The organism is Bacillus cereus group sp. MYBK195-1, assembly GCF_051916605.1.
GTDB classification, from domain to species: domain Bacteria; phylum Bacillota; class Bacilli; order Bacillales; family Bacillaceae_G; genus Bacillus_A; species Bacillus_A cereus.
Map to the genome: position 1 here is coordinate 316435 of NZ_JBQAGZ010000001.1, position 12139 is coordinate 328573.

Consider the following 12139-nt stretch of genomic DNA (forward strand, 5'->3'; position numbering starts at 1 on the left):
TTCTCATATTCTATACTTTAAAAAAGGACTGTTTTTACTGTGCTGCAGCCATTGGCATACGTACAACTTTTACATCATAGTAAGCAATTTTATTATCAAGAATATATTCTGGCATTCCGCCTTGATGTGAGTGAGCATCTTTAAATGCAGCGCTCTTTGTCCAACCTTGGAAATCTTCTTTTGCATTCCAGCGAGTGCTAATTGTTACTTCATCATAATCAACTGTATTTTGCGTTAAAAGAACTTCTAGACCTAAAAAGCCTGGCATCGTTTCAACTTTACCTACTTTATTAAAACGCTCAATTAATTTATGTCCATTTCCCTTTGTAATTTTAGCTGTATTTGTAACAATAATCATGTTTATTCCTCCTATTAAATATAGCCTTTATTTTCGAGAACTCATATACATTAAATGATAATGAAAATCATTATCATTGTCAATGCTAAATGTGAAATATAAAAGTTTTTTATATTATATTGGACAGTAAGATTTCCAGTTCAAAATGTAGTAAATATGTGGCAGTTAAGCGAGAGAATGAGCGAGTTGTACTAGCAAAGCAATAATATGGTATAGTGAAACGAGGCTGTTTTTTCAGTCTCGTTTTTTAAATGCTTCCTGTAGAGAAAGCATGCAAATGGAAAGGAAGTTATTATATGCGATCAGAAGTAACTGTAAAAATAAAACCGAAATTTATAAAAGAAATTAAAAGTGGATATCCGCTTATTTTAAAAGATGCGATTCAAAATTTAAATGATGTTCAGGAAGAAGGAACAATCATTAAAGTAGTAGATGAGAAGAACCAATTTATCGGAAAAGGCTATTATGGAAAACAAAATAAAGGATACGGCTGGATTTTAACGAGAAAAGAGAGTGAACAAATTAATCAGTCTTTCTTTGAAAGTAAAATAAAATCTGCCTTACATAAACGAAAGCAATTTTACAAATCAAGTGATACGACAGCATTCCGCGCCCTAAACGGTGAAGGTGATGGTCTTGGAGGACTAATTATCGATTATTATGATGGCTACTACGTAGTAAGTTGGTATAGTGAAGGGATTTATACTTTCAGAGATGAGATTATAGCCGCTCTTCAAAAAGTAGCAAACTTTAAAGGTATTTATGAGAAAAAGCGTTTTGATACGAAAGGGAAATATATTGAGGGTGATGATTTCGTAGCAGGAGAGCGTGGTGAGTTCCCGCTTATCGTAAAAGAAAATGGTGTGAACTTTGCTGTTTATTTAAATGACGGAGCGATGGTTGGTGTATTTTTAGATCAGCGTAACGTTCGAAAACAAATTCGTGATAAGTATGCAAAGGGAAGAACCGTGTTAAATATGTTCTCTTATACAGGTGCTTTTTCTGTATTTGCAGCGCTTGGCGGAGCGAGCAAAACGACGAGTGTCGACCTTGCAAATCGTAGTTTAAGTAAAACGATTGAGCAGTTTAGTGTAAATGAAGTTGATTATGAAGCGCAAGATATTATTGTAGAAGATGTATTTCTTTACTTCAAATATGCAGCGAAGAAAAAAATGAAATTTGATATGGTCGTACTTGATCCTCCAAGCTTTGCACGCTCAAAAAAATATACATTTAGTGCAGCAAAAGATTATAAAAATTTATTAAAAGAAACAATTGCTATTACAGAAAATAACGGTATTATCGTTGCTTCTACAAATTGTAGCGCATTCGATATGAAAAAGTTTAAAGGCTTTATCGATACAGCCTTTAAAGAAATGAATGGCAAATATAAAATATTAGAAGAACATTCTTTACCAGAAGATTTCCGTACCATTGATCAATTTAAAGAAGGAGACTATTTAAAAGTAGTTTTCATCGAGAAAATTAAAGGTTAATAAAGAAAAGGAGCTCGAGTTTACTTGAGCTCCTTTTCTTATTGAACGATATTTTGTACTCTACCGACTTGCCCGTCCTGCAATCGCACTTTAATGCCATGCGGATGGGAAGGGGAGTTTGTTAAAATATCTTTTACAATTCCACGTGTTAATTTGCCTGTTCGTTGATCTTGTTTTAATACAATATCAACTTCAAGACCGGGTGCTATATTAGAACGTTTTTGTCCGTTCATTTACACACCTGTACGTCTACGTTGGTTGTTTGTTTTCTTTGTTTGTTGGTTTTGTAATTTTTTTGTTTCTTGGCTTTGATTTTTGGCATTTTGACCATTACCGTTACCTTGCTTTTTCTTTGCAAGTTGTTCACGCATTAAATCAGCTAAGCTTACTTTTTTGTTTTCTGACATGATAAGTCTCCTTTATATAAAGTTAATTATGAACTATCGTAGTAAATTTCATCATATCATTGTTAGGGAAGGAAGGGAAGTTGGTTTGAAAATTCATATAATTCTTCACAGTATTCATTCGTTACGATACAATTAAAATGCTAATGTTTGTAAAAAAGGGGATAGACATATGTCACATCATATTTTATTAGTTGAAGATGATATCTCAATTCAAGAGATGGTGGAAAAGTATTTAATAAAAGAGGGCTTTCAAGTAACAATTGCGTCTGATGGAGAAGAAGGCGTGAACACATATTTAAAAGGTTCATTTGATTTGATTATCCTTGATATTATGATGCCAAAGCTAGATGGCTTAGAGGTTGTACGAATCATTCGAGAAAAAAGTGCAGTTCCGATTTTAATGATGTCGGCAAAAGATACAGATGTTGATAAAGCTGTTGGATTAGGACTTGGAGCAGATGATTACATTTGTAAGCCATTTTCTATGATTGAATTAGCTGCACGTGTAAAGGCAGGTATTCGGAGGTCTACGAAATATTCGGCTACAGAATCAACAGAAGAAAAAATGATTCAAATTGGTGATTTAACAATCGATCCAATTAATTTTACGGTTGAAAAAAACGGGAAACCTCTCAAACTTACTTTAAAAGAATTTGAGATCTTAAAACTGTTCGTAAAAAATCAAAATCGTGTATTTACGAAAGCACAAATATACACGTTAGTTTGGAACGAAGAGTATTACGGTGACGATAACGTCATTAATGTTCATATGAGAAGATTGCGTGAGAAAATCGAAAGTGATCCATCTAATCCAGAATATATTAAAACGTTATGGGGCATCGGCTATAAGCTGGAAGTGATGTAATATGATCAATTTGTTAATAGGTATTATTTTTATATTGTTATGTGTTATTTATATGCAATATAAAATGAGAAAAAATAGTAGTAAAAATTTACGATACACATATGAAAAGTTAGAAAGTATTGTAAATGAAAAAACAGGCGAGACGTTACTCGTTATGACAGATGATCTAGAATTGCAAAAATTATTAGTGGCAATTAATCAATTATTAGATGCAAAACAGAAAACGAATGCAGATCATGCAAAAGTAGAAATTTCGATGAGAAAAATGCTTTCAAATATTTCGCATGACTTGAAAACACCACTAACAGTTATTCTTGGATATACAGAAATGTTAAATAAGGATAAAACGATGAATAAAGAAGAACAACAAATATTACTTGAGAAAGTGCATACGAAAACACTAGAAGTGATGGAGCTAATTCATAAGTTTTTTGATTTAGCGAAATTAGAATCTGGTGACAAAGCAATTGAAATGACAAAAGTAAATATGAATGAAGTTTGTCGCGAGAAGATTTTATCATTTTATGATTTAGTGACGACGAAAGGTTTTCAGGTTCATATTGATATACCAGAAAGAAATATATACGCACTTGGAAATGTGGAAGTATTAGGTAGGGTATTGAATAATTTAATATCAAATGCGATTACATATGGAGACGATGGAAAGGCACTCGGTATGACGTTAAGAGATGATGACACGAGCGTGTATATAGATATATGGGATACAGGAAAAGGAATTGATGAATCTCATATTGATAAAGTGTTTGAGCGTATGTACACACTTGAAGATTCAAGAAATAGATTGTACCAAGGAAGCGGTCTCGGATTAACGATTACGAAACGGCTTGTGGAAGCGATGGACGGAAAAATTCATCTTTCTAGTAAACCGTATGAAAAAACAATTTTTACAATTGTATTAAAAAAGATGCTGTTTTAGCTTGTAGAGAAGTAGATTCTACAAGCTTTTTTTCAGCGTAAGGAATTTGTAAGAAACGGGTAAGAAAAAAGAGATTTCCGTTGTCTATTATAGAAATATAGAGTATTGCGAAAGGGGAAAGTAACATGACATATATATTAAAAACAAATCAGTTAACGAAAGTGTTTAAAGGGAAAGAAGTTATTTCCAGTGTTAACATGCATGTGAAAAAAGGAGAGATATACGGTTTTTTAGGACCAAACGGTGCTGGTAAAACAACGATTATGAAAATGATTACAAATTTAATAAAACCGACGAGTGGTGATATTGAAATCTTCGGTGATAAATTAACAGATACATCTTATGAAGTATTAAAAAGAATGGGGACAATTATTGAATATCCAATCTTTTATGATAAATTAACGGCGAAAGAAAACTTAGACCTACATTGTGAATACATGGGCTACTACGATAAAAATGCAATTGACCATGCTTTACATTTAGTGAAACTACAAGGGGTAGATAATAAAAAAGTAAAAGATTTTTCATTAGGAATGAAACAACGACTCGGTATTGCAAGGGCAATCGTTACAAAGCCAGAATTGCTCATTTTAGATGAACCAATTAACGGTTTAGATCCAATTGGTATTAAAGAGTTACGAGACTTATTTAAAATGCTCTGCAAAGAATATGGCATTACATTATTAGTTTCTAGTCATATTTTAGGTGAGATGGAACTAATGGCCGATACAATTGGTGTGATTCAAAATGGAAAACTAATAAAAGAAGTTTCAATGAAGAGTATTAACGGAAAACAAACAGAGTATATTGAAATTACTGTTCCTGATGTGAAACGTGCAGCTTATATTTTAGAAGATAAACTTGGTATAAAAAATTACAAAATAATGAGCGGAAACATGATTCGGATTTATGAAGTGGCGGTGACACAGCAAGCCATTTCAAAAGCACTTATTATGAACGATGTGGAAATTGAAAGTATTAATAAGAAACATAGTTCCTTAGAAGAATATTTCTTAAATGTAATGGATGGAGAAGGTATTCATGCTTAATGGACTGTGGCTGAACCTGGTAAGTGGATTTATCGTAATGCTAATAAGTGGAATTTTATATTATAGAAAACCAGAGCGGAAATGGTTGTTCATTGTACTAGTGATAGGAATGTTAAGCTTCGTTACTGCTGGAATTAGAATGTTAGCAGCGTAGAGACAGGTATATAAAGAATGGAGGCGTAATTTATATGTTTAAATTAATGAAGCTCGAATGGAAGAAACATAAATTATCTCGTTACTTTAAAAGTGTAGCAATTTGTATTATAGCAATTTTCGCTGCAGTAAGCCTTATGGCATTGGGAATGAAAGCCGAGGAAGACATGCTCTTCTCTGACTTCACACAGAACATGGCTGCAGCAAATATTTTTATTAGGATAACATTCATTATTTTTAGTTCGGTCATTTTATCACGTTTAGTAATTGATGAGTATAAGAACAAAACGATGCAATTATCGTTTATGTACCCGCTGCAAAGGAAAATGCTAATGAGGGCGAAATTAACAATTGTTTTTTGTTTTTGTTTTGTGAGCACCATTATCGCTACTTTTATTATTAGTTTACTCGTATATTTTGTGAGTCCAATGATGGGACTGATTGAAACGCCAGCTACGATAGGTGAAATAATAGCTATCGTTCCAGATACTTTTATAAGTGCATTTATGATATCTGGTATAAGTTTAATTCCTTTATTTTTTGGAATGAGAAAGAAATCGACACCGACAACGATTACTTCGGCAGTAATAATTGGTATGCTGATTAGTGGTAACGTTGGTCCTGGAAACGATCAAGTAAGTATGTTTGATTTTATAGCTATCCCAATCGTGCTCTGTTTATTAGGGATTTTCATTAGTTATTTATCGTTTCGTAAAATCGATAAGATTGATGTGGTGTGAAGCAAGCTTAAAACAACAACGAACTGGGGTATGAATGGTGAAAAAGATAATAGTAATTGCAATATTATTCATTACAATTGCTAGTGTAGTTTTTGGTATTAAGGTATTTCAGGGGAAAGATTTTAAGAAAGAAAAGTCTTTTGAGATAAATAATATAAAAGAAATAGAAGTAGATAATGAAAACTGGAATCTTGAATTTAAAAGTACAGACGCTAATAAAATAGTAATTTCTGCTCAAGGTGAACAACCAGATAAAGAGATAGATCCCGTCAAAATAGAAAATGATGAAAATAAAATTGTGATTAAGCAAAAACAAAAGGTGAACAGATTTTTTTATGGTTTTACGTTTAGGAAGAAAAATAGTATATCTATAGCTATTCCGAAGAAAGAAATAGATAAAATTGTATTAAATAATAAATTGGGTGATGTGAAAATAAACGATATAGTAGTAAAAAGGATCGTGACAAAAGGCAAATCTGGAGATGGAATGATTACAGGACTATCGGCAGAGAAGGGTGAATTTACATCCGAAAGCGGAGATTTAATGTTAAAAGATAGTTCATTACAAGAAGTAAATATAACTTCCACTACTGGTGATAATTATGTAAAAAATGTAAAAAACGAAAATATGAACATCACTTCAACATCTGGGGAAGTATTACTGAAAGATATGACAGAAGGAAAATCATTATTTGTAGAAACAAAATCAGGGGATATTGGCGTACGGTATAAAGGTGTCCCGGCATCATTGAAGCTTATGGCTAAAAGTAATTCGACTGACGTAATAGTGGATTTAAAAGGACTTAAGAAAGATAAAAATACAGAAAAGATAAAAGAAGGAACTATTGGTGATGCAAAAAACGAAGTGAAGATTTTAAGTAAAACAGGGGTAATTTATATTGATTAAAGTTTAAATGAAAGGAGGAATATCATGCTACGTCTTATGAAGCTAGAATTGAAGAAGTTTAAGTTTGGATGGTATGTGAGGGGAGCAGTTATTGCAAATATCATTATACTGGCATTATTAATCTTTGTTAGTTTCATTGCACAAATAGAAGGAGATCCAGAAATAAGAGATCCGCAGATGATTTTGCTAATGGCTAGTACAGTAGTAAGAGCAACATTTATTATTTTTGGTAGTGTGTTAATCGCAAGGTTAATAATTGGCGAATATAAAAATAAAACAATACTACTCATGTTTTCTTATCCTATTAACCGAAAGAAAATGATGGCTAGTAAGTTGGCTATTACAGCGATAGTAACATTTATAACAGTTATTGTATCTAACATTTTAGTAGTAGGAATTTTCTTTGGGATAGATAGTTATTTTTCAATTCTTCCTCATTCATTCACAGTAGATCAATTGGTGCAAGAAGGAATAAAACTGGTTCCTTTAGCTATTGCAACTGCGGGAATGAGTTTAATCCCATTATATTTCGGAATGCGTAAACGTTCAGTGCCAACTACAATTGTTTCATCTCTTATCGTTGTAGCAATTGCAATGAATAGCAACCCAGCGTTTCCTACAGCAACTTTACTTCCCCTTCAACTAGCACTCGCAGCAATTGGAGCTGTGATTGCATATTACGGAATTAAAAATATAGAGAAGGAAGATATAACTGTATGACAAGAATAAGAAAAAAGAGTTGGCGTTACACTAACTCTTTTTTGTATATGTATGCTTCGTTACTACTCTGTAAATTTGGAGTGTTTGCTTAAATACTCTTGAACTCCTGGAGAGATATTAAAGTTATTAGGACTTTTATATTCGATAGTAAAATCTCCGTCTCTACTTGTCTCAAAGGAGATGGCATAGCTATTCATTTTAGCATCGTAAGAAGTATTTTTGACTTCTGCATCTAGATTAAAATATTTTGTAATATATTCTTTTGAGTCCGTAATTGCTGCTTGTTTTCCCCAAGGGGTACCATAATAGGTGAAATAAAGAGATACACTAATAACTCCAATAAGGGAAGTTAGTAAAATAGTTCCCATAGCTATTTTTTTATTTTTTGTATTCAATTTGGTTACTCCTCTTCGTAATATGTATTCATTTTAACCTATATATTCCATAAAACAACCATTTTAAAAAATAGTTTCACATGAAACAAGTTACAGAAAAAGACAAGATATGTAAACACCTTGTCTTTTTTGTCATTACATTTTAGGAGCTACCATTCCAGCCGCAGCCCACTCTTCTTTTGCGGGGCCGTACACACCAGGAACTGTTAAGCCGGCTTGTCGCATTAAAACCGTCATTTGCCCGCGATGGTGATTTTGATGATTAATAAGTGTCATTAAAAATATAGAATTCGGCATAGGGCGACCAAAGAAGTCGTTAATAGTAGCTAAGTCTTTATCAGTCCATTTATTTTGAAGTGTTTCAACAAAAGCCGCGTTCACTTTACGGTACTCATCTGCAATTGTTTTTGCAGAAGTTGGAACAGGATAATCTTTCGTTTCTCCTTCAAACTTTAGCCCTGTGCCAGATAGTATAACAGGAATTGCCGTCACGATATGCCAAGCAACTCTTCCTAAAGTCCAATGTTCAGGTGCAATTTCTTGTGATAAAGATGCATCGGTTAATGAATCAAGCATTTTCTGAGTAGATTCAGCCTCGTATGTCCATGATTGCAAGAAGCCATCAATTGTTTGGTACATAATTATCCCTCCTATTTTTGTTCATAGATTAAATTCGTGAGAGATAATATAATCCCTGTTCCACAAGAAATAATTAATTAAGCATTGCTACAATATGAAAACAATTAGAAAATATTTGTAAAAGTGTCAGGAAACGAATGTGCTCATTCGTATATATAATGAATAAAGAATAGGATAAAGAGTGGTGATAAGGGTGAAGGATATAGAAATAGTAGAAGGTCTTCGGAAACAAGATATGTTAGCATTACATACAGCAATTGATCGATATGGAGATTTAATTTATAAGGTAGTTCATAGTATTTTAGATACTGCACAGAGTAAGGTGTTAGTGGATGAATGTGTTGACGATATTTTATTAATCGTTTGGTACAACATTAGTAGTTATGATGAAAATCGTGGGAAGTTTAGAAACTGGCTTATATCTGTCGCTAGGTTTAAGGCCATCGATTATAAACGAAAAAGTAATAAGTCTTATCAATTACAAGAGTTTCAGCAAGAAATATATGAAGATAGAAAAAATGTCAATTTAACAAAAGAAGAGCGAGATTATAATTTTTACGTTTTAATTAAAGAATTGAATGAAGAAGATAAGAAAATTTTTATAAAAAGGTATTTAGATGAATATAGCGTACAAGAAATAGCGCTTGAATTCGGTATGACACGAGATACGGTATATAGTAGGCTTTCAAGAGGGAGAAAGAAATTGAAGAAGCTGCTGGGGGGGAAAAGGAATGAATAAAGAAAAGTTACTTCAGGAATTAAATAACTTACAGTATAGCGATAATTGTGTAGATGATTATAGAAATGATGAGAAAATAGATAAAAAGAAAATAGATCGTACAAAAGAAGTTGTAACAAAAACAATTTTAATGAAACGTTGTTATGAGGTTGTACAAGAAGAGTTACAGGGAAGCGAAGAGATTTTATATAGTATGCTTGCCGAAAATCATCGTGTGAAAAATTGGCAGACAGGCACAGCAATGACATTAGGGATAGGCGTTCTTGCAATGAACTTCGGTATTAATAATGTGTTAATCGTTACAAATAAACGGTTGTATGTGTTTTTTATGGATCGTTATTATAATGAAGTTGATTTAAAAGTATGTGTATTGAATGAAGTAGCTTATATGAAAACAATATTAGACCGTAAAGGTGGAAGTGAGTTTCTGCATATAAAGTATAAAAATGATAACGAATACGTATTATTGGGAAATGCTGATGATTACAGAGAGTTATTTCAAATAGTAGGTAGGTTGAAAATAGCGAATGGAATAGAATTGAGATTACAAGATAAGAAATTAAAGAGAAAGTTAACTTTAAAACGAAGTGTGTTCAATATAATCATGTATTTACTTGTTATATATATTATGTACAAAGCCTATGTTAATTTTATGCCATAATAGGAAAAGACGGCTTCACATATATGAAGCCGTCTTTTAATTAACCTTCTTCCCACTCTTCCTCATCAACCATAAGAAATAAGGTGCTCCAAGTACAGCAACGACAAGACCAGAAGGAATTTCTTTCGGATATGCGATTGTACGTCCAAGTAAGTCAGCAACAGAAAGAAGGATTGCTCCAAATAGTGCTGAACAAACGAATAGTCTTTGATGATTCATACCAACAATAATTCTTGCTAAGTGAGGTGCGACAAGGCCTAAAAAGGCAATTGTACCGACAGCAGCGATATTTACTGATGCAAGTAGTGTCGCTAGCACAATCAGAGCAAGACGTGTTTTATTTACTGGTTGCCCAAGTCCAGTTGCTAAATCGTCTCCAAGTACGAGAACGTCAAGTTGTTTTATTAAGAAAAAGATAATGAATACAAGAATTAGAGATGGATATAGAATGATATTTTCTAAGTGATTCCATCCTCTTGCATACGTACTGCCAGATAACCATGTTAAAGCAGCGGCAACATTCAAATTGGCTCTAACGATAAAGATTTGAATAATTGCCGAGCCAAGTGCAGAAATACCAATTCCTATTAAAGCAAGGGCTGTTGGGCTAAATCCTGATTTCCATGAAAAGAAGAGGACAATTCCTACTGCAAGTAGTCCTCCGATAAATGCACCAATTGGTAGAAAGAAACCAGGAAGTGCAGGAAAGACATACATAATAGTTAAAGCACCAACACCAGCTCCCGATGAAATACCAATAATAGAAGGATCGGCAAGTGGATTTCGTAATATACCTTGGAAAACAAGCCCACTTATTGCAAGGCATGCGCCAGCAATAGCAGCCACGAGCATTCTTGGTAAACGAAGATTCATCATCATATTTTTGTCAAATAGTGTTAATTGACCTGATATAACATTTGTAATACTTTCGATATAAGCGTTACTACCGATTGTAACACCAAGAGCAATCGTCACAATACAAAGTGTGATAGATATAATGATTACCTTTTTATAAGAGTAATAGCGGGAACTAGCTCCAGCTGCATTCGCACCGTTATCATTCATATATTGTTTCGACTTCATCATTCGGTACACTAAGTAAATAAGCCAAGGAGATCCAATCATTGCTGTGACTGCCCCAACAGGAAGTTCTGCACCGGTTGGATCTATTAATCTACCGACAACATCTGCTCCAAGTAATAATACTGCCCCCCATAAGAAAGAAGAGAGAAGAAGAGTAAAGTGTTGACGGTATCCGATAAGGCGCATTAAATGAGGCGCAACTAAGCCGACAAATCCAATTGGTCCAACAACAGTAACAATTACTGCTGTTAAAAAGATTGCAGCAATGAAGGCGATAAGACGTGTTACTGCTGTTTTTTCACCAAGAGAAACAGCAACATCATCACCAAGTAAGAGAATGTTGAGTTTACGAGACATAAATAGTAAAACTAGGAAAGAAATAATGATAAATGGAAAAGCAAATTGAACGCCATCCCAGTTATTTTGAATAAGAGAGCCAGCTCCCCATAAAAATAAACCAGCTGTTTCATTTTCATAGAAAAGCTGCATCGTTCCGGTAAAGGCAGAGAGCATTAATGTAACGACCATACCAGCTAATGCCATTCTAAGTGGGGTTCCCTTTTTTCCACCAGAAATACGGTATACAAATAAAGCAGTAATAGCACCGCCGATAAATGTGAACAGAAGAGAATTAATTTGTAAACCTTTCGGTAAGAAAATTGTAGCCGCTACTAGAAAGAAATATGCGCCAGAGTGAATACCCATTGTACTGGATTCAGCAAGTGGATTTTTCGTTAACGTTTGTAAAATAACCCCTGATGCAGCAAGAGCGCCTCCAGCTAAAATGGCAATTACAGCTCTAGGTAATCGAAGCATGATTAAAGTTTGATGTTCTAGCGATTGGTTCGGTGAGATAAGAGCATCAATAATCATACTATAGGAAATGTTTGCTTGACCTTGTCCGATATGAATAAAGAAAAGGAGGAGCAAGAGAGCTGCTCCTCCTCCGAATACAAGACTTGCTCGAAGTGTGTGTTGTAAGCTATTCAT

General features: G+C 33.6%; 16 protein-coding genes. 10 read left to right on the top strand and 6 right to left on the bottom strand.

Translation table 11 applies throughout. The features are described 5' to 3' along the window. Positions 1-34 precede the first annotated feature (34 nt). Complete coding sequence (isdG, locus tag ACTFRY_RS01745) at positions 35-358, bottom strand: heme oxygenase (RefSeq protein WP_000587818.1); 324 nt, start codon at positions 356-358, stop codon at positions 35-37. A 296-nt stretch (positions 359-654) separates the two neighbouring features. On the opposite strand from isdG, the gene ACTFRY_RS01750 reads away from it, so the two are divergent. Then, positions 655-1854, top strand: coding sequence for a class I SAM-dependent rRNA methyltransferase (locus ACTFRY_RS01750; RefSeq protein ID WP_016118693.1), 1200 nt, complete (start codon positions 655-657; stop codon positions 1852-1854). Between the two features lie 38 nt (positions 1855-1892). Here ACTFRY_RS01750 and ACTFRY_RS01755 read toward each other — a convergent pair whose 3' ends face one another. After that, a complete protein-coding gene (locus tag ACTFRY_RS01755; RefSeq protein WP_001014310.1) occupies positions 1893-2087 on the bottom strand; it encodes a YwbE family protein in 195 nt (64 codons plus the stop codon). Continuing rightward, a complete protein-coding gene (locus ACTFRY_RS01760; RefSeq protein WP_001293578.1) occupies positions 2088-2261 on the bottom strand; it encodes a hypothetical protein in 174 nt (57 codons plus the stop codon). It abuts the gene before it with no gap. 169 nt (positions 2262-2430) lie between these two features. Here ACTFRY_RS01760 and ACTFRY_RS01765 point away from each other — a divergent pair, with 169 nt between their 5' ends. From ACTFRY_RS01765 to ACTFRY_RS01795, 7 genes are all read left to right on the top strand, one after another. Then, the gene (locus ACTFRY_RS01765; protein WP_016118692.1) at positions 2431-3126 is read left to right on the top strand and encodes a response regulator transcription factor; all 696 of its coding nucleotides are present in this window, start codon (positions 2431-2433) and stop codon (positions 3124-3126) included. Between the two features lies 1 nt (position 3127). Continuing rightward, on the top strand, positions 3128-4063 hold the full coding sequence (locus ACTFRY_RS01770; RefSeq protein WP_044796492.1) for a HAMP domain-containing histidine kinase: 936 nt from the start codon (positions 3128-3130) through the stop codon (positions 4061-4063). A gap of 125 nt (positions 4064-4188) precedes the next feature. After that, positions 4189-5112, top strand: a complete 924-nt coding sequence (locus ACTFRY_RS01775) for an ABC transporter ATP-binding protein (protein WP_044796494.1) — start codon at positions 4189-4191, stop codon at positions 5110-5112. After that, positions 5105-5266: a hypothetical protein gene (locus tag ACTFRY_RS01780; RefSeq protein WP_000931813.1), complete on the top strand. Its 162-nt coding sequence runs from the start codon at positions 5105-5107 to the stop codon at positions 5264-5266. The genes ACTFRY_RS01775 and ACTFRY_RS01780 overlap by 8 nt, the downstream gene beginning before the upstream one ends. Positions 5267-5300: 34 nt before the next feature. Further along, a complete protein-coding gene (locus ACTFRY_RS01785) occupies positions 5301-6005 on the top strand; it encodes an ABC transporter permease (protein WP_000475529.1) in 705 nt (234 codons plus the stop codon). A gap of 34 nt (positions 6006-6039) precedes the next feature. Beyond that, positions 6040-6912 carry a DUF4097 family beta strand repeat-containing protein gene (locus ACTFRY_RS01790; protein WP_136986143.1) on the top strand — a complete coding sequence of 291 codons (873 nt, stop codon included), beginning with the start codon at positions 6040-6042 and terminating at the stop codon, positions 6910-6912. A 24-nt stretch (positions 6913-6936) separates the two neighbouring features. Then, on the top strand, positions 6937-7632 hold the full coding sequence (locus ACTFRY_RS01795; protein WP_000945182.1) for an ABC transporter permease: 696 nt from the start codon (positions 6937-6939) through the stop codon (positions 7630-7632). Positions 7633-7694: 62 nt separating this feature from the next. On the opposite strand, the gene ACTFRY_RS01800 is transcribed toward ACTFRY_RS01795, so the two are convergent. After that, complete coding sequence (locus tag ACTFRY_RS01800; RefSeq protein ID WP_001093299.1) at positions 7695-8027, bottom strand: YfjL-like protein; 333 nt, start codon at positions 8025-8027, stop codon at positions 7695-7697. A gap of 135 nt (positions 8028-8162) precedes the next feature. Next, the gene (locus ACTFRY_RS01805) at positions 8163-8666 is read right to left on the bottom strand and encodes a DinB family protein (RefSeq protein WP_086424113.1); all 504 of its coding nucleotides are present in this window, start codon (positions 8664-8666) and stop codon (positions 8163-8165) included. A 235-nt stretch (positions 8667-8901) separates the two neighbouring features. Between ACTFRY_RS01805 and ACTFRY_RS01810 the strand changes: the two genes are divergently transcribed. Further along, on the top strand, positions 8902-9405 hold the full coding sequence (locus tag ACTFRY_RS01810) for a sigma-70 family RNA polymerase sigma factor (protein ID WP_206702468.1): 504 nt from the start codon (positions 8902-8904) through the stop codon (positions 9403-9405). Next, positions 9398-10066 carry a hypothetical protein gene (locus tag ACTFRY_RS01815; RefSeq protein WP_001031129.1) on the top strand — a complete coding sequence of 223 codons (669 nt, stop codon included), beginning with the start codon at positions 9398-9400 and terminating at the stop codon, positions 10064-10066. The genes ACTFRY_RS01810 and ACTFRY_RS01815 overlap by 8 nt, the downstream gene beginning before the upstream one ends. A gap of 36 nt (positions 10067-10102) precedes the next feature. Here ACTFRY_RS01815 and fhuB read toward each other — a convergent pair whose 3' ends face one another. Continuing rightward, positions 10103-12139, bottom strand: coding sequence for a Fe(3+)-hydroxamate ABC transporter permease FhuB (fhuB, locus tag ACTFRY_RS01820; RefSeq protein WP_001087098.1), 2037 nt, complete (start codon positions 12137-12139; stop codon positions 10103-10105).